The organism is Nocardioides daejeonensis (genome assembly GCF_003194585.1).
GTDB lineage: Bacteria > Actinomycetota > Actinomycetes > Propionibacteriales > Nocardioidaceae > Nocardioides > Nocardioides daejeonensis.
The window spans coordinates 201128-218670 of record NZ_QHKZ01000003.1 but is presented as its reverse complement, the minus strand read 5'-3'; the positions used below and the strand labels follow the sequence as shown (position 1 = coordinate 218670).

The window sequence follows — 17543 nt, the reverse complement described above, 5'->3', positions numbered from 1 at the left end:
GCCGCCTCGATCAGGTGGTCGGGGCGCGGTGCCGTCGACCGACCTACTCGGCGTCCTGCTGGCGCAGCGCGGCGGTCCGGTTGGCACGGCGGACCAGGGCGCCGCCGAGATAGATGAGACCGCCGAGAAGGGTGACGAGCCCGCCCCGGAACGTCCAGGGGTCGAGTCCGGCGAAGAGGATCAGTCGTGGCGCCGGCTCGGCGTAGACGACCAGCTCGTCGCTGCCGCCGGCGCTCGGCTGACAGGTGACCAGAGCGGTGTCCTCATAGCTGTTGAACTCCATCCGGGACACGTAGTCGCCGAGCTTGCCGGGCCGCTTGACCCGTTCGCGGAGTGCCTGGACGCGGATCGGGGAGCCGTCGGTCATCGTGGCAGTGCACGTCGAGGCGTCGGCGCCATCGGCCTCGTTGCTCCAGATCCACACCGAGCCATTGGTCGTGCGCACCTCGTGCGGCTTTCCGTCGGCGGTCACCGACGTGTCGTCGGGCCACGCATACTCTCCCGCGGAGCGTGAGATCCCGAAGCCGATCATCGTGATCCCCACCAACGCGACCAACAACGCGACAACGATGCTCCCAGGCGGCTTCCGCATACCCCGACCCTACTGGGCGAGGCGCTCCGTCCCCGTCCCCCGGGGCCCCACGGAACCGCTGATCGAGCTTGCCTCCTGCGCGTCGCGCAGCGGGGCGAGGTCGTAGAGGACGATGCCGTCGATGGTGCGGGACTCCGCGTGGAGCGCGACCCAGGTGGTGATCTGCTCGGCGGCGTCCGAGCCGCCGCGGCGTGGGCCGAGGAGACCGCCGCCGATGAACCAACGCACCTGGCCAGTGGCGACCAGGTCTCGGAACTCGGTGAGGGTCGGGGTCGGATCGGTGCCGTTGAACCCGCCGATCGCCATCACCGGCAGGCGCGTCGCAAGCTGGAAGCCGGCAGCCGCGTTGGCCCCCACCGTCGCAGCCGCCCAGCGTGCCCGTGCCGACGTCTCCCGAAGCAGCGCGACGACCCGACGCGACGGCAGGCTGGCGTAGAGCAGGCTGCCTGCCGGCCCATAGGTCGGGCGGAGCACGTCGAGACGCAGCGCCCGGGCTACCTCGACGAACTCCACCCTGAGCGGGTCCTCGGGGGAGCCACGTTCAGGGAAGGACCCGTGCATCCGTGTCGTCGCCGGACGGGCCGGATCCGGTACGACGCCGGGCGGCATCAGCAGCCTGAGGAGCGGGTGCGGGGGCTCAGACAGCGTGACGATCCGGGTGCCCCGCCCCTCCGGCCCCGCAGTGATCACCGCACCCTGGTGCGGAAGGGCTGCCGTCGCGACCGAGTACGCCGCCGGTCCGGCCAGCGCGACCAGCAGGGTGAGTACCAGGGCCACCGGGGAGGTGCGGCGTACCCACCGGGGGTGCTGCTTGGTGCCGAGCAGGAGGGTGAGCCCGGCGACCAGACCGGCGGCGGCGACGAGCCAGCGCAGCCACGGCACGAAGTCGGAGGTACGGGCCAGAAGAGCGAACGACCAGAGTCCGGTGCCGAGGACGGTGGCACCCAGCACCAGGTTGGAGAGCGGCTCCTGTCGTGACCGCCAGAGGAGCGCGCCCGCGACCGCGAAGACGACCGCGATCGCCGGTGCCAACGCCACGGCGTAGTAGGCGTGGAAGATGCCGCGCATCAGACTGAAGACGATGGTGGTGACGACCAGCCAGGTGCCGAAGAGCGTGAGGACCGCGCGCAGCTCCGTCGAGCGTTCCGCTCGCCGGGCCGCCAACAGGAGACCAGCCACCAGCAGGACCAGGGAGGTCGGCAGCAGCCAGCCGGCCTGGCCGCCGTTGCTCGGAGTGAGCAGGCGCACGAGTGAGGCGCCTCCCCAGTGCCCGGAGCCGATCGATCCCTCCTCGTCTCCGTTCAACCGGCCCAGGCCGTTGTAGCCGAGTGTCAGGTCGAGCACCGAGTTGTGCTGGGAACCGCCGATGAACGGGCGGGAGTCCACTGGCCACAGTGCCACCGCGACCACCCACCACCCGGCTGCCGCGACCAGCGCACCCGCCGCGGCCAGGAGGTGCAGCAGCCTGCGTGAGAGCGGAACGGCGGCGAAGAGCAGGTAGGTCAGCCCCAGGGCAGGCAGCACGAGAAAGGCCTGCAGCATCTTCGCGAGGTAGGCGAGCCCGACCAGTACGCCGCCCAGCACCACCCAACGCAGCGGCCTTCCCTCCCCTCGGTGACTCTCCTCGACCGCCCTCAAGGTCGCGCCGGCGGCCGCGGTGAGCAGGAGCACCAGGAGGGCGTCAGGGTTGTTGAAGCGGAACATCAGCGCGGCGACCGGGGTGAGCGCCAAGGTGGCGCCGGCCAGCAGTGCCACGGGGTGCGAGCCGGTGCTCCGCCGTACGATCCGGACCGTCAGCCAGACCGTGGCCACGCCGAAGAGAGCTTGCGGGACCAGGATGCTCCAGCTCGAGAGCCCGAAGAGCCGCACGGAGAGCGCCATAGGCCAGAGCGCCAGCGGCGTCTTGTCGACGGTGATCGCGTTGGCCGCGTCGAGACTGCCGAAGAAGAAAGCCTTCCACGACTCTGCCCCCGCCTGGGCAGCCGCGGAGTAGTAGGCGTTGGCCCAGCCGGACCGGTCGAGACCCCAGGTGTAGAGCAGCAGGGTCAGCGCCAGCAGCATGCCGGTGCCGAGGCCGTCTCGGCGGAACCAGGGGGGAACAGCTCGCTCCATGGTGGCACCGTGGCCCGGGTGGACGACCCGGGGTTGAACGAAGGGCGATCGTCGACCGCACCGCCGGGAAACGTTGATCGACCCGTCGATGCCGGGCCACGACGCCGGCGGCCCCGGGAGGTCCCGCCAGGAGGGCGGAGGTCGGCGGCAGCCCCTACGGGCGGGAACCTCTGAGGGCACGCGGGGTTGAGATGCCTCGCCGCGGGGGATCTCAACCCTATGAAACGTTGGCTGAGTCTCCTGCTGGCCGTCCTGGTGGCCGCGACGATGCTGTCGGCATGCACGGACGACGACGCCTCGGACTCGCAGTCCTCCACGGGTGACGCCGCCACGGTGCCGGCGCTCGCCAAGGCGTGGAGCACCCCTGTCGAGCCCTTGGACGTGGACCGGGACCCGCTCGTCGGCGACGGCGTCGTGGTGCTGGACTCCGATGGCCAGATCAGCGGGATCGACCAGGCCACCGGGAGACTGCTCTGGGAGCGCCGGCTCCGCGGGGTCTGCAACGTGGCCGAGGAGGTCCACGACGGGCTGCTCGTCGTCAGCCGCAGGAAGCGGCGCGACGCCTGCAACGAGCTGCTCGCGGTCGAGGTGTCGACCGGTGAGGTGCGCTGGCGCCGCGATGTGCCTGACGGGGTAGGCAGCGACCTGCCGGAGTGGCGGCGCTACATCGCCGTGGGGGAGCGTGCCGTCTCCACGCGACCGGATGTGTGCGGCGGCGTACGACGCTTCCGGCTGCGCGACGGCAAGCCGCTCGGGGAGATCTCCCCTGTGGAGCGCGACGCCATTGACTGCGACGAGTTCGCCCTTGCCGGCCACTGGATCGCGCAGTTGGAGTCCACCGACACCGGCGTAGGCAACCACCTCACGCTCTTCGACGCCGACACCGGCAAGGTGGCCTTTCGCCGTGCCGCCGACGGAATCGACCTCCACCAGATCCACTCGGTGGATCCGTTGGTGATGGAGCTCAGCGTGCGGGGGCACCGCCTACTGTGGTCGGTCGATCCCGAGACCGGCGAGCTCGGTGCACCGACCGGCGCGCAGTGGCAGGCGGACTCGCGCGACCGGTTCCCGATGGGGGAGCGCAACGGCACGTTGGTGGTGGGGGAGAACCGCGCGGCGGCGTACCGCCCCGGCACCGCGGGCATGAGCGGCTACTCCCTCGATGGCAGCACGCTCTGGCGCGACTTCCCGCAGCGGGGCGCGTACGCCGGCGACGACGGCCGCGGAGCAGTGGTGGTCGTCGACGACCTGCCCGCGGAGATCGCCGACGGGCTGCCGGAGCACGCTCGGCTGGTCGTCAGGCACGACTGGGCGGACGTCGACCGTCGGGTGGTCCTGGGCACCGTGGGCTGGGGGCCGCGCTACCTCGGGGTGGCCGGTGACCTGCTGCTGGTCGGCGGCGATGGGGAGGTCTCCGCCTACCGGCTGCCGGCCGAGGCACCCGAGACCGAGCTTGACCTGCCGGAGGGGGCGATCCCCCTGGGAAGCGAGCCGCCGCTGGCGTGGGCGGAGAACGAGGTCCGTCCCGGCGAGGTCGCTGACTGCCCGATCAGCGACGAGACGTTGACGTCGCTCGGCTTCCACCGACTGGCGTTGCCCGGCCCCGACGACTGCACCTGGTTGGAGCGGCAGGAGCCGGTGAACCTCACCCGCGAGCTGAGCGTCAGCACCGACGTGGCGGAGCCGAGCCCCTTCGAGGAGATGACCGCGACCGAGGTCGCTCAGCGCCGGATGAAGGACCGTCGGCGTGCGCTGAGGAGCGACCGGCTCGACACCGGACGCAGCACGCGGGTCATCGAGCTCGACGGCGTGGGCGATGAGGCGTATCTGACCCAGACGTCCGGGGTCGGTGGCCGACACGGGGTCGTCGACCTCGCCGTGCGTGTGCGCAACGTGGTCGTCTCGGTGACGATGTCGGGTGCGGTCCGTTTCGGCGAGCCGTCGGGTCTGGTCGCTCCGCACGCGTTCGAGGCCGGCGCGTGGGCGGCGCTCGAGGAGACCCTTGCGGGCGCGGGTCTGAGCGTCGAGAAGCCGGCTCCCCGGGTGCGTCGTACGCCGGCACTGCGGAAGGGGACGGATCTCTGCGCTGCCGTCGAGGCACAGGTCGCGGTCCTGGTTCCGGAGAGTCGGCCCCAGCGGCAGGCACCCGACCCCGAGCGAGTCGTCGGCTGCACCTGGGCTCCACAGCCGGGCGACCACGACGGGGTCCAGGTGGGTATCCAGGCGACCCCGGACAGCACGCTGACCGGGGTCGCCGGGGAGCGGCTCGCTCGTGACGGACTGGCCGGGATGCTGCGCGTCGAGCGACGGTACGCCGACTACGGGGAGCGCGGGCCGGCGCGTGTCGAGGGGCTCGGCGACGAGGCGTGGGTCTCCAGCGGGGACGGCTGGCTCTATCGCTCGCAGGAGGCCTCGATCACCTGGAAGCGCGCGACGGTCCTGGTCCGGCGCGGCAACGTCACAGTCGCCGTGCTCCTGCAGCTCAAGAACGTCGACGAGGCAGGTATGCGGGACCGCGCGATCGCCATCGCCCGTGCCGTCCTGGCGACCCAGCCGAGGAGCTGAGACCAAGCGCCTGCTGTGCGTGCCGGTTCAGTGGAAGGTGAGGAGCTCCTCCAGCGGCAGTCGTCCGGCCGGGACGGCGAGGGTCCCGCCGGTCGGTCGAGGGCCGGGACGGCCGAGCGCGATCGCATGGCGCGCCGTCCAGCCGTCGTCCGCGTCCACGAGGTCGGCGGCGTCCCGGGAGTGCTCCTCGGGGTAGAGGCTCACCACGCCGCAGCCGAGACCGGCGTCGGTCGCTGCGAGGAAGATCGACTGGACGACGCGGCCGACGTCGAACTCCGTATCCAGCCGGCGCTCCACCGGGCTGAGCACCAGCAGGACGACGGGTGCGGTGGCCAGGTGACCGGCGTACGCGCCGAGGCGCGCAAGCGCCTGTTTCGTCGGGGCGTCTCGCACCGCGACGAAGCGCCACGGTTGCCGATTGCGGGCCGAGCCGGTCCAACGGGCGACGTCGACGACCTGCCTGAGGGAGTCGTCGGTGACGGGGTCGTCGAGGTACGTGCGCACGGTGCGGTGAGCGATCAGCCGGGGGAGGTCCACGGGGTCACTCTGGCACCTCCGTCGCCTGCCGGGGACCGCCGCTCCTCAGTCGAGTCGGGCCCGGCGGGGGAGGAAGGTCGGTGCGCCGCGCTCGCCCACGGCGACGTCGAGGATCGCGTGGTGTGAGGTGTCGCCGAAGATCGCCGACTGGTTCGCGACCAGCACCCGACGCCCGAGGAAGGTGGCGTTCGAGGGCGAGTCGAACGGGATCGGCGAGCCGTTGCTGCCGAGCACGGCGGTGCCGTACCTGCGCAGCACCCGACCCGACGGTGAGAGCTTCACCAGTTGGTTGGTGCCGAGCAGCGAGACGTAGAGGTTGCCCGAGCGGGCCAGGCCGAAGCCGTCGGGGAGATCCATCACGCCCGAGGTCCACACGGTCGCCAAGCGCCCGGGCCGCCCGTCGCGACGGATCGGCAGGCGGTAGAGGTGACCGCGCATCAGGTCGGCGGGATCGGCGGTGGTCTGCTGGGTGATGAGCAGGGAACGGTCCGTACGTCGGTAGACGAGCCCGGTCGTGCCGAACCCGGCGCCGGCCAGCGCGGGTGAGGTGTACCAGGCGCGCGGGGTACCTCCTCCGGCCGGGATCCGCCACAGCACTGCCTGCCCGTAGTCGGTCACGTACAGGTCGCCGCCGGGGCCCCACGCTGCGTAGTTCGGGATCGCGTGCTTGCCGCCGCGGTCGGGGATGCGGGCCTGGGTGCGGAAGCGCCCGGTCCGTACGTCGAGTGTGAGCACCCGCGCGGTCGACTTCTCCAGGAGCACCAGGCGACCGTCGGCGTCCGAGGTCGCCACCTGGACGCCGTGTGGTTTCGCCAGGTCTTGACCTGGCACGGTCCAGGAGCGGAGCAGGGTCCCCGAGCGGGTCCACTCGAAGACCCGGGACGGTGTCGAGTCGCCGTTCGGGTTCGTGTACGTGCCGGCGTACACCCGGCCGTTGGGATGCGCGTAGACGTAGGCCGGGAAGCCGGGGCTGGGCACGTGGGCGAAGACGCGCGTCTCGCCGGCCGGTCGGCCGGGGGCGCCGTCGGCGGTGGGCAGGGTCAAGAAGGTCAGGGCGAGCAGCGCCGCCAGGAAGCGCGTCACAGCAGCTCCTGCACCTCGAGGGCGGCTCGCTCGCCGGCCCGGACCGCGCCGTCCATGTAGCCGGTCCAGTACGTCGACGTCTCGGTGCCGGCCCAATGCACGCGCCGGTACGGCGTGCGGATGTGCTGCCCGAACCGCGCCATCACGCCGGGGCCGTAGATCGCGACCGGACCGCCGCCGGTCCAGCGCTCCTTGGTCCAGTCCTGCTCGGTGTACTCGATCGGTCGCAGGGCCTGGTCGCCGAACATCGCGGCGAAGCCCTGCAGCACCGCCTTGCGGCGGCGGGCCCGGCTCATCGGGCCGAACTCGCGCCAGGTGGAGCCGCCGACGAAGGCGAGCAGGATGCCGTGGTCGGTGCCGGGAACGCCGTTGTCGAAGGCTGCGCGGACGGCGCCGGAGTCGGCGATGCCGAAGCCGGAGAGGCCTGCCTCGCGCCAGAACGGCTTCTCGTAGACGGCGTCGCACTTCATCAACTGACCCATCTCGAGCCTGCGCAGCAAGGCACGACGCCCCGTGGGCAGGCCGGGGGAGAAGTCGATCCCGAGCACCTGCTCGGGAGGTGCGGCCACAATGACGCGGCGGGCGCTGACGGTGCCACGGGCGGTGTGCACCCGCACCCGGCTGCCGTGATGCTCGATGCGGCGCACCGCGGCGCCCAAGGCGACACGACGTCCCAGCTGTTTGGCGAGCAGCAGCGGGATCCGTTGCGACCCGCCGACGAAGCGACTCTCCTGTGCCCCGCCTGCAGTGTCGGAGCTTCGTGCGAAGGTGCCCGGAGTGCGTTCGTCGCCGGAGCAGGCGAGGTAGTGGATCACGAAGAGGAAGGAGAGCTGGTCGGGGTCCGCGCCGAAGGTCGGTTGGGTCCAGGCCTTGATCAGGTTGCTGATCCCGGCCTTGTTGATCGTGTTGCGGCGGATCCAGTCGCCCAGAGTCATCGCATCCCAGGCTGCCGCCTGCGGGTGCGTCCAGGGTGCATCGACGGGCATCGAAGCCGCGTACTGGTCGAGCTGCCCCAGCGCGATCGCGGCGTCGAGCAGGATCGTCGGGTCGGGCGGGATGGTGCCGGTGAACTCGTTGCGGCCGAGCGTGGAGGAGAGGTAGACGTTCTTGCCGGCCACGTACTCGTCGAAGGTACGGACGCCGAGTTGCGCAGCGAGCCTCTTGATGTGGTTCTGCGTCGGCCCCACGAAGGCGCCTCCGGCCTCAATGGTGCCGCCGGTGCGGAGGTCATGGTTGAGCAGCCGTCCGCCGACCCGCTTGCGTGCCTCGACGACGAGGACCGAGTGCTTCGTTCGCGCGAGCCTGCGGGCCGCGACCAGGCCGGAGAGGCCGCCGCCGACGACCACCACGTCGACCTTCGCAGGCAGTGCTCCCTGCCGGGTCGCAGCGGTCGCCTCGGCCTCCAACGCGTCGGTCGTCATCGCCGCCAGCAGGCCGGCGCCGCCGAGCAGGAGACCGCGCCGACCGAGGCCGTGCGTGTCGAGGTCGTGTGGGTGCATCGATCTCCCCTGAGCAGAACATGAACATGTGTCAGATTCAGGATCGGAGGCTACTATGCGCCTCATGCCTTCCGCTACCGTCGACGACCCGACTTCTCCCCTCGCGGTGGTCGGCGGTCGCGGACGGCGAACCCCGACCCAGGCCCGATCCCGGGCGCGGGTGGCGCGCATCCTCGACGCCGCCTCACGCCTGGTCGCGGAGTTGGGCGTCGACGGACTCACCACGCGCTCGATCGCCGACGAAGCCGAGCTCCCCGTCGCGTCGCTCTACCAGTACTTCTCCGACAAGGAGGACGTGCTGCTGGCGATCTGCGAACGCGACATGGCCGAGATGGACGAGCAGGTCGCCAGCGACCTGGCGAACATCGACGACCTGACGATCCCGGAGCTGGTCCGCGTCGCCATGGGTGCCTTCGTCAGCGTCTACCACCGGCGCCCGGCGTTCATGCAGGTCTGGATGCGCGGACGGGCCAACCCGGCGATCGAGGGCTACGGCCGCCACCACAATCGGCGCATCGCCGAGAACCTGCTGGCGGTCGCCCTCGACGCCGACCTGGTCGACAGCGCGACGCACTCGCCCGCCGAGCTGAAAGTGATCGCCGAGCTCGCCGTCGAGGTCGGCGACCGTGCCTTCCAGCTCGCGTTCGAGCAGGATCCGCGCGGTGACGCCTTCCTCCTGGAGCAGGCGGTCCTGCTGGTCACCGGCTACCTCCAGCGGATCGCGCGGTGACCGACCCGCTCCGGGCCGCGGTCGCCGACGCCGCCCGACGCCTCGCGGCCGCCGGTCTGCTGATCGGCACGGCCGGCAACGTCAGCGCGCGCGAGGGGGATCGCATCGCGGTCACCGCGACCGGGGTGACCCTGGCGGACGCCACACCGGGTGAGGTGACCGTCGTCGGCATCGACGGCCGGTTGATCGAGGGGGAGCTGGAGCCGACCTCCGAGATCGAGCTCCATCTCGGCATCTATGCCGACCAGCCCGCCTGCGCGGTCGTGCATACCCACGCCCCCTATGCGACCGCGCTCGCCTGCGTGCTCGACGAGCTGCCGGTCCTGCACTATCAGCAACTGGCGTTGGGCGGCGAGATCCGCGTGGCGCCGTACGCGACCTTCGGCTCCGCCGAGCTCGCTGCCGGGGTGCGCACCGCCCTGGCCGGCCGGCAAGCGGCGCTGCTCGCGAACCACGGCTCGGTGACCGTGGGCGGCACTCTGGCGCAGGCCGTCGACCACGCCCTGCTTCTGGAGTGGCTCTGTCAGCTCCACCACCGGGCCAGCCGGCTCGGCACCCCGCGGGTGCTCAGCGCCCAGCAGCAGGAGGAGGTCGTGCTCGCCGCGCTCTCGCGCGGGTACGGCGCCACCCGACCGATCCGTGAGGAGCAACCGTGACCCAGTCCATGCAGGTCGCCGTCGTCGGCGTCCACGTCCTCGACACCCACGTCGTCGGGATCGAGTCGATCCCGGAGGGATCGGCAGGACAGCTGGTCGACACGATCCGGATGTCGGCTGCCGGCACCGCGGGCGGCACCGGCCTGGTGCTGAGTCGGCTCGGTGCTCAGGTGCACAGCTACGGCGCGATCGGCTCCGACCCGATCGGCGACGTGCTGTTGCGCCTCCTCGAGAAGGAGGGTGTCGATACCCGGGGCCTGGTGCGCCGCGACGACGTCGCCTCGTCCGCCTCCGTGCTTCCGGTGCGACCGAACGGTGATCGGCCGGCGTGGCACTGCATCGGCGCCAACGGCACCTTCACCGTCGCCGACCTGCCCGAGCAAGCGCTCGACGGCCTCACCCACCTGCACCTCGGCGGCCCGGAGTTCCTCGGCGGCGACGCGGCCGGCGAACTGCTGGCCCGTGCGCGGGAACGCGGGATCACCACGTCGATGGACATCCTCGCGCCGGGTGATCCGGACCTGCTGGCGTGGATCGCCGCGGCGCTGCCGCACACCGACTACCTGCTGCCCAACGACGAGCAGGTGCTCGGCTTCACCGGTGCCACCGATCTCGCCGACGGGGCGCGCGCGCTGCTCGAGCACGGCACCGGGTGCGTGGCGGTGACGCAGGGGAGTCGTGGCGCCCTCGTCGCGGATGCCGACGGCGTCACGGAGGTGCCGGCGTACGCCATCGAGGTGGTGGACACGACCGGTTGCGGCGACGCCTTCTCGGCCGGCTTCCTGCGTGGTCTGGCGCTGGGCGCGACCCCTCCCGAAGCGGCTGCGCTCGGCTGTGCGACTGCCGCTCAGGTGGCGCAGGGCCTCGGCACCGACGCGGGCCGCTACGACCTGCCGGACGTGCTCGAGTTCATGGTGACTGCCGCCAAGCGCTGAGCCGAGGGCTCAGGCGGGGAAGGGCACCCCGGTGTTGGCGTGGCAGCGGTAGCCGTTGGGGTTCTTCGCCAGGTACTGCTGGTGCACGTCCTCCGCGTACCAGTAGTCGCCGACAGGCTTGATCTCCGTGGTGATCGTGCCCAGTCCGCGGCGCTCGAGCTCCGCGCCGTAGCGTGCGGTGAGCTCGGCGGCGATCTCTGCCTGTTCGGGGGTCGTCGTGTAGATGCCGGAGCGGTACTGGGTGCCGATGTCGTTGCCCTGACGCATCCCCTGCGTCGGATCGTGCACCTCGAAGAAGGTCTTCACGAGGTCGGCGTAGTCGATCGTTGCGGGGTCGAAGACGATCCGCACGGCCTCGGTGTGCCCGGTCATCCCGCTGCACACCTCCTCGTAGGACGGGTGCGGTGTCGAGCCGCCGGTGTAGCCCACCGACGTCGACCAGACGCCCGGCTTCTGCCAGTAGATCTCCTCGGCGCCCCAGAAGCAGCCGAGTCCGAAGACCGCCGCCTCGAGCCCGTCGGGCACCTCGTCGGTCACCACCGGCGCATCCAGCACGAGGTGCCGGTCTCGCAGCTGGAACCACGCTGCCTCGCGGCCCGGCAGGGCCTGGTCGGCTGTGGGGACGGTGGCGGGCTTGCGACCGAACACGACTACCTCCTGATGCTGGGTTCGACTCCATCCAACACCTGCCTTCAACACGCGTCCCCCCGCATTCCTTCCCGTTGAGACGCCAGCTTCAACCGGTTGAGACGCCAACTTCAACCGGTTGAGACGCCAGCTCCAGCGGGTCGAGACGCTGCCTTCACCCCCACCGGGGTACGCCGCCCCGAGAGTCGTGTCCAAACTTCCGGTTCCCGCACCGCGTGGCTCGTCGCGCGCCTACGATGCCGCTATGTCTCGGGTGGTGCGGCTGCTTGCTGTCGTGTTGGCGCTGGGTCTCGTCGGGTGCTCCGACGATCCGCAGCCGAAGGACACGGTTATCGAAGGCCTGACGCAGGAGGAGTTCGGGCCCCAGGTCCGGAATGCGACGTTGGCTGCGGAGACCGCCGCGCTGGCTTTCGCTGCGATGGGGCGGCACGCGACCGGACAGGTGCGCTTCGGCTCCGAGAGGGCGCTCCACATCGCCTCCGGAAATGGGCTGGCCCGCAGCGAGATCGTGATCGTCGGCGAGGCCGGGTACCGGCGGAAGGGGTACGCGAAGTTCGACCCGATGGGTGCCGACGAGGTGAAATCAGTGGCGGAGGCGATGCCCTCGGCGATCCTCATGCGCTTGCTCGACGCCGGCGCGGATGAGATCGAGCGGTTCCGCCACGTCGGCGAGGACTGGATCGGGCAGACCCGCTTTCAGCGCTACGACCTCGTGTATCAGCGCAGTTTCGTGGCGAAGGCTCTTGAGTTGCAGGAGAAGCGCACGCCCTTGATGAGCTTCCGTTACTGGCTCGACGATGAGCTACGGGTGCGACGGCTCGCCTTCACTATGGCCGGCGAGGAGAGCGTCCTGGATCTGACCGCCTGGGGCGACCCGGTCAGCCTGGCCGAGCCTGCGGCATCCGAGATCTATGGCATGACGGCAGGCGAGAAGCCTGGGACGGGCGCGTACGTGCCGCTCACCCGCGTAGAGCTACCGGATCGCATGAACGCCGCCTACGGGCGTGAGCGCACCGTCCACACGGTGATGGCCATCAACGGTGAGACCACGATGGATGCAGACATGCAGTTCAACGAGATCGGCGACCTCGTGGCGGTGCGCGGCGAGCTCAGTGAGGGGGGCGATGCCTACGAGATGGTCTACGTCGACGGCGCTGCCTACTTCCGCTTCGAGGGTGAGCGAAAGTACGTCGCTCTCACCGGAGCCGACGCGGAGCGCCTCGTTGACGAGATGTCGAAGAGCAACCCACGAGAGCTCGCAGCGATGCTCAGAGAGAGCTCGAAGGCCGTCGACTATCGGGGAGTCGAGACGATCGACGGCGCGAAGTTCCATCGCTACGACCTCTCCATCGATCCGAAATGGCTGGTGGAGCAGGGCGGGGTCAAGCCCGGCGTGGCGGAGGAGGTCGCGACGTTCACCTACCGCCTCTTCCTCGACGATCTGCATCGCTTGCGGCGGATGACTCTGGACGCCGACGGTCAGTCGATGCAGGCCGACCTCACCGCCTGGGGGAAGCCGGCCTCCATCGAGGCGCCTAGCGGCAAGGAGTTGCAGAGCCGCCGCCGCACCTGAGGACTACTCTCAGCCCTGCCCGTGTACGGCGCACCACGCGTCGCGCTTGCGTCCCCTGTCGCCGGCTACGAAGGTGGAGCGGATCAGCTGGGCCTGGGTGGCGGCGTACCCCTCGATGAGTGTCTGGACCGCCCGGCGTTGCGCGGGCGTCTTCGCGGCGACCAGCAGCTCCGCGTTGCGCCAGACCATCTCGCGCCAGCCGCGCATGATCGCGCCGACGCCGAGCTCGTCGAGCATCGCGACGTCCAGGTCGTCGAAGGTCGGGTCGAAGCGCGCGGCCTCCTCGGCGAAGACCGGGTGGTAGAGGCCGTCGAGCCGCGGGTTGTAGGCGTTGTGGTCGGCCTTGTGCGAGCGCCCGGAGGCGTCGGTGAGCCCTGCCTCGGCGAGCACGTAGGAAAAGTCGCGGTTGATGTGGGCGTTCATGGCGAGCAGGAAGTTCCCGAGCCCGGTCATCCGCTTCTCGTCGGCGGCCTGCAACGCGATCCGCCACGCCTTCGGCACCTGTGCGGTGCGCCCGGCATGCCAGTCGTCCATCGTCTCGAAGTAGTAGCGAGCGAAGATCGCATCGACCTGGCCGAGCCAGACCCGGTCGGAGAAGTGCCCGGCGTCGACGGCGCGCCGTACGTCCTCGGTCACGCGCAGGTAGGCCAGGTCGAAGATCGCGTCGTGGTCGCACCGGGCTGCGGAGTCGGCCAGGCGTCGCTCCATCTCCGCGATCGTGGCATCGATGCAGCTGGGCGCTCCGTCGGGGCAGGTGCTTCCGGTGTACGGCGTGTGCTTGGTGGGAAGCGGGCCCAGCAGGTTGATCACCGGGTCGAGTGCGCCCGGGCCCAGGTCAGCGCTCGCCGGACTCGCTGGGCCGAAGGTCAGCAAGGTGGCGGCCGCGACGGCGCTGGCCAGCAAACTGCGAGGCGAAGAAAGCTTCATAGGAAGGTCAACGGAGATCGGTGACGGGGGTCACGAAAACACCTCGAAGAAGCGGTACCACACTGGTATCGACCACGTCGTAGTCGTGGCCATGACCTTGCGCACCGACGCTGAACTTGATGAGGCCCTTGCAGCTCTGGCTGCCGAAGAGGGGATCTCCAAGCAAGAGGCCGTGCGACGGGCGGTCATGGAGAAGCGGGATCGTCAGGTGCGTCGGCAGCGAGTGGACCTGATCGCTAGCGAGTTGATTGTCGAGTACGACGACGCCCTACGCCGGCTGGGCACCGTGTGAACATCGAGTTCCTCGACGTCGAGGATCTGCTTCGACTGACCGAGTTGCTCGGCGCCGGTCCCGTCCGTGATCTCGGTCTGCTCGACTCGGCTGCAGCGCGCGCTCGCTCCACCGTCTTCGGGCAGGACGTCTACCCGACGCTGCAGGAGAAGGCGGCAGCGCTTCTGCACTCGTTGGTGAGTAACCGCGCTCTCGTCGATGGCAACAAGCGGCTGAGTCTGCTCGCGACCTCGACTTTCCTGCGCCTTAGCGGTGCGCCCTTCACCCTCAGTCAAGATGAGGCTTTCGATCTGGTGATGTCGGTGGCAGAGGGACGGCTCGAACTCCGACAGATCGCGTTGCTGTTGCACTAGTTGGTGGCCTCTCAACGGGCAGCGGCGGACGAGTAGGCTCGGCCTCGTGAGCACTCAGGAGCACCGCAACAAGTCGGGTTTCGAGACCCGGGCGATCCACGCCGGCTATGAGCCGGACCCGACCACGGGCGCGGTGATCCCCCCGATCTATGCCACCAGCACCTACAAGCAGGATGGCGTCGGCGGGCTGCGCGGCGGCTACGAGTACAGCCGTTCCGCCAACCCGACCCGCACCGCCTTCGAAGGCGCGATCGCGGCACTTGAGGAGGGCGAGCGAGGGTTCGCCTTCGCCTCCGGGCTGGCGGCCGAGGACACCCTGATCCGAGCGCTCTGCCGTCCGGGCCAGCACGCGGTGATCCCCGACGACGCGTACGGCGGCACGTTCCGGCTCTTCGACAAGGTCGAGAAGGTCTGGGGCCTGGACCACTCGCCGGCCGCCGTCTCCGACCCGGAGGCTGTTCGGGCCGCCGTCCGCCCGGGGGAGACGAAGCTGGTCTGGGTCGAGACACCGACCAACCCGCTGCTCAACATCGCCGACATCGAGGCGCTGGCGAGCGTCGCCCACGAGGCGGGTGCGTTGCTGGTGGTCGACAACACCTTCGCGTCGCCGTACCTGCAGCAGCCGTTGACGCTGGGCGCCGACGTGGTGGTGCACTCCACCACCAAGTACGTCGGCGGCCACTCCGACGTGGTCGGCGGTGCCTTGGTCGTGCGCGACCTGGAGCTGGCCGAGCAGATCACCTTCCACCAGAACTCGATGGGCGCGGTCGCGGGTCCCTTCGACTCCTTCCTCGCCCACCGCGGGCTGAAGACCCTGGCGGTGAGGATGGACCGGCACTGCGACAACGCTGAGCGGCTCGTGGCCTTCCTGCAGGCCCACCCCGCGGTCAGCCAGGTGATCTATCCGGGTCTCCCGGAGCACCCGGGGCACGACGTGGCCGCTCGCCAGATGCGTCGCTACGGAGGCATGCTCTCCTTCCGGGTCGCGGGTGGCGAGGCGAAGGCGCTCGACGTCTGCGCCCGCGCCGAGGTCTTCACCCTCGGTGAGTCCCTGGGCGGCGTCGAGTCGCTGATCGAGCACCCGGGCCGGATGACCCATGCCTCCGTCGCCGGCACCGAGCTCGAGGTCCCCGCCGACCTCATCCGTCTCAGCGTGGGCATCGAGAGCGCCGAGGACCTCATCGCCGACCTGGAGCGCGCCCTCTCCTGACCGTCGAGTAGCCACTTCCAGCACGTCGAAACGCCAACTTCAGCACCGCGAGTAGCCACTTTCGTGCCGGCGTACCCAGGAGAATCGGCTGGAAGTGGCGCCTCAACGTGCTGGAAGTGGCGTCTCAACGTGCTGGAAGTGGCGCCTCGGCGCGCTAGATCCAGCGGGAGAACCAGATCCGGTCGAGCCACTCGGAGTGGGTGAGGAGGCCGTTGGTCCAGATCGGCCAGAACCAGGCGAAGTTCAAGGTGACCAGCACCAGGAACGAGCCGGCGACGATGGTGCCGATCGTCCGCCGGGTCGAGGGCTCGCGGTCCGGGCCCAGCAGGGCGCCGGCGAGGAGCGTCAGCGCGATCACCAGGAACGGCAGGATCGCGGAGGCATAGAAGCTGAAGATGGGTCGCGTGTCGTTGAGCTCCCAGGGCCACCACATCGCGAGTGCTCCCACCACGGCCAACCCGTAGCGCCAGTCCCGGCGGCCGATCCACAGCACTACGGCGGCGATAAGCGCAATCGCCCCTCCCCACCAGAGCAGCGGGGTGCCGATCAACAGCACCTCGCGCAGGCAGTGTGAGTCGGGGTCTGCCTGGCACCCCTGCGTGCCCGGCTTGATGTCGTTCTCGACGTTGACGCCGACCGGACGGTTCACCAGCAGCCACCCCCGCGGGTCGGACTGGTAGGTGTGCGTCGAGCAGTTCAGGTAGTGGGTGTGGAACGTGTAGAGGTCCTGGTGGTAGTACCAGAGCGACCTCAGGGACTGCACGATCTCGGCCGGCCCGTGCGCATCCGGCTCCTTCGCCGTCGGCCAGGTCGCATCGTCGTCGGTCACGTGCTTGCAGTCCGGCGCCTCCTTCACGAAGCCCGTGTACTGCGTGGAGGAGAGGTGTTTCTCGTACTGTCCGACGTTGGCCAGCCACCCTCCCCACGACGCCACGTAGACGAGCGCCGCGACCACCACGAGATGGACGAACGCGGGCGCCGCGTCCACCAGCGCCGACCGCCAGACGGCGTTCCGCACGCCCAGCCGGCGGCGCGCGCCGGCGTCCCAGAACCAGACCAGCAGCCCGAAGGCCGCGAGCGGGTACGCCGCGCTCCACTTCGTCGCGATGGCCAGCCCGAAGCAGATCCCGGCCACCAGCCGCCAGGGCCGGAACCACAGCCCCCGCAGCGGCCCCCACGCCCCGTCGTACGCCGCCCCCGCCATCCGCCGCCTGGTCCAGTCCCGGTCGCTCACCAGAGCGGCCACCGCGCAGACCAGCCAGAACGCCACGAAGATGTCGAGCAACGCGAGCCGGGAGAGCACCAGCTGCATGCCGTCGAAGGTCAGCAGCAGCGAGCCGAAGATCGCCAGCAGCAGTGAGCCGGTCAGGCGCAGCAGCAGCCGGAACATCACCAGCACCATCAGTGAGCCGACCACCGCGGCGGAGATCCGCCACCCGAAGGGCGTCATCCCGAAGAAGTGCTCGCCGAGCGCGATCAGCCACTTGCCGGCCTCGGGGTGGACGACCATCGACGGGTCGTCGGTCCAGATCCCGGTGACCTTGCCGTCGAGGATCTTGTCGTTGGCGTCCTCGACGTACTTGCGGACGTAGCCGTGGTTGAGCATCGACCAGGCGTCCTTGGCGTAGTACGTCTCGTCGAACTCGAACTCGGCGGGCCTGCCGAGCTTCCACACCCGCAGGAAGAACGCGAAGAGGGTGAGGCCGATGCCGACGCCCCAGGCGACGAGGGCGTCACGTGGCGCGGCCCGGTCAGGATCGACTCCCAGCCGGGCCGCGCGCTCGCGTGTCCTCAGGTCCGCTCCCACGTCGGCACCCTATAGAAGGAGGCC

The 17543-nt window shown here is 70.3% G+C and carries 16 protein-coding genes; 8 read left to right on the top strand and 8 right to left on the bottom strand.

The genetic code is table 11. From position 1 onward, the window contains the following. Positions 1 to 43: 43 nt before the first annotated feature. The gene (locus tag DNK54_RS09170) at positions 44 to 592 is read right to left on the bottom strand and encodes a hypothetical protein (RefSeq protein ID WP_110206670.1); all 549 of its coding nucleotides are present in this window, start codon (positions 590 to 592) and stop codon (positions 44 to 46) included. 9 nt (positions 593 to 601) lie between these two features. After that, positions 602 to 2704: a glycosyltransferase family 39 protein gene (locus DNK54_RS09165; RefSeq protein WP_110206669.1), complete on the bottom strand. Its 2103-nt coding sequence runs from the start codon at positions 2702 to 2704 to the stop codon at positions 602 to 604. Positions 2705 to 2923: 219 nt separating this feature from the next. Here DNK54_RS09165 and DNK54_RS09160 point away from each other — a divergent pair, with 219 nt between their 5' ends. Then, a complete protein-coding gene (locus DNK54_RS09160) occupies positions 2924 to 5269 on the top strand; it encodes an outer membrane protein assembly factor BamB family protein (RefSeq protein WP_110206668.1) in 2346 nt (781 codons plus the stop codon). Between the two features lie 27 nt (positions 5270 to 5296). Here DNK54_RS09160 and DNK54_RS09155 read toward each other — a convergent pair whose 3' ends face one another. The 3 genes from DNK54_RS09155 to DNK54_RS09145 are packed head-to-tail and all read right to left on the bottom strand — an operon-like array spanning position 5297 to position 8388. Further along, positions 5297 to 5806, bottom strand: a complete 510-nt coding sequence (locus DNK54_RS09155) for a nitroreductase family protein (protein WP_110206667.1) — start codon at positions 5804 to 5806, stop codon at positions 5297 to 5299. 45 nt (positions 5807 to 5851) lie between these two features. After that, positions 5852 to 6889, bottom strand: coding sequence for an SMP-30/gluconolactonase/LRE family protein (locus DNK54_RS09150; protein ID WP_110206666.1), 1038 nt, complete (start codon positions 6887 to 6889; stop codon positions 5852 to 5854). Continuing rightward, positions 6886 to 8388 carry a flavin monoamine oxidase family protein gene (locus DNK54_RS09145; RefSeq protein WP_110206665.1) on the bottom strand — a complete coding sequence of 501 codons (1503 nt, stop codon included), beginning with the start codon at positions 8386 to 8388 and terminating at the stop codon, positions 6886 to 6888. The genes DNK54_RS09150 and DNK54_RS09145 overlap by 4 nt, the downstream gene beginning before the upstream one ends. Positions 8389 to 8452: 64 nt before the next feature. Between DNK54_RS09145 and DNK54_RS09140 the strand changes: the two genes are divergently transcribed. Genes DNK54_RS09140 through DNK54_RS09130 form a run of 3 tightly spaced genes read left to right on the top strand, consistent with a single transcriptional unit; the run spans position 8453 to position 10709 of the window. Then, positions 8453 to 9118 (top strand): TetR/AcrR family transcriptional regulator, encoded by a 666-nt coding sequence (locus DNK54_RS09140; RefSeq protein WP_162602376.1) that lies wholly within the window; start codon positions 8453 to 8455, stop codon positions 9116 to 9118. Further along, positions 9115 to 9774, top strand: a complete 660-nt coding sequence (locus tag DNK54_RS09135; protein ID WP_110206663.1) for a class II aldolase/adducin family protein — start codon at positions 9115 to 9117, stop codon at positions 9772 to 9774. Before DNK54_RS09140 ends, DNK54_RS09135 begins: the two co-directional genes overlap by 4 nt. Next, entirely contained in the window at positions 9771 to 10709 is a 939-nt protein-coding gene (locus tag DNK54_RS09130; protein ID WP_239460008.1) for a carbohydrate kinase family protein, read from the top strand. The genes DNK54_RS09135 and DNK54_RS09130 overlap by 4 nt, the downstream gene beginning before the upstream one ends. 9 nt (positions 10710 to 10718) lie before the next feature. Here DNK54_RS09130 and msrA read toward each other — a convergent pair whose 3' ends face one another. Beyond that, positions 10719 to 11357, bottom strand: coding sequence for a peptide-methionine (S)-S-oxide reductase MsrA (gene msrA / locus DNK54_RS09125; protein WP_110206662.1), 639 nt, complete (start codon positions 11355 to 11357; stop codon positions 10719 to 10721). A 244-nt stretch (positions 11358 to 11601) separates the two neighbouring features. On the opposite strand from msrA, the gene DNK54_RS09120 reads away from it, so the two are divergent. Continuing rightward, positions 11602 to 12930 carry a hypothetical protein gene (locus DNK54_RS09120; protein WP_110206661.1) on the top strand — a complete coding sequence of 443 codons (1329 nt, stop codon included), beginning with the start codon at positions 11602 to 11604 and terminating at the stop codon, positions 12928 to 12930. A gap of 9 nt (positions 12931 to 12939) precedes the next feature. Here the strand turns inward: DNK54_RS09120 and DNK54_RS09115 are convergent, their stop codons facing one another. Then, positions 12940 to 13857, bottom strand: coding sequence for a DUF5995 family protein (locus tag DNK54_RS09115; protein ID WP_162602375.1), 918 nt, complete (start codon positions 13855 to 13857; stop codon positions 12940 to 12942). 91 nt (positions 13858 to 13948) lie between these two features. Between DNK54_RS09115 and DNK54_RS09110 the strand changes: the two genes are divergently transcribed. The 3 genes from DNK54_RS09110 to DNK54_RS09100 are packed head-to-tail and all read left to right on the top strand — an operon-like array spanning position 13949 to position 15712. After that, positions 13949 to 14149: a ribbon-helix-helix protein, CopG family gene (locus tag DNK54_RS09110; RefSeq protein ID WP_204164491.1), complete on the top strand. Its 201-nt coding sequence runs from the start codon at positions 13949 to 13951 to the stop codon at positions 14147 to 14149. Then, on the top strand, positions 14146 to 14502 hold the full coding sequence (locus tag DNK54_RS09105; protein ID WP_110206659.1) for a type II toxin-antitoxin system death-on-curing family toxin: 357 nt from the start codon (positions 14146 to 14148) through the stop codon (positions 14500 to 14502). Before DNK54_RS09110 ends, DNK54_RS09105 begins: the two co-directional genes overlap by 4 nt. Before the next feature lie 46 nt (positions 14503 to 14548). Further along, the gene (locus tag DNK54_RS09100; protein WP_110206658.1) at positions 14549 to 15712 is read left to right on the top strand and encodes a cystathionine gamma-synthase; all 1164 of its coding nucleotides are present in this window, start codon (positions 14549 to 14551) and stop codon (positions 15710 to 15712) included. A gap of 154 nt (positions 15713 to 15866) precedes the next feature. Here DNK54_RS09100 and DNK54_RS09095 read toward each other — a convergent pair whose 3' ends face one another. Further along, complete coding sequence (locus DNK54_RS09095; protein WP_239460007.1) at positions 15867 to 17519, bottom strand: dolichyl-phosphate-mannose--protein mannosyltransferase; 1653 nt, start codon at positions 17517 to 17519, stop codon at positions 15867 to 15869. Between the last annotated feature and the right edge of the window lie 24 nt (positions 17520 to 17543).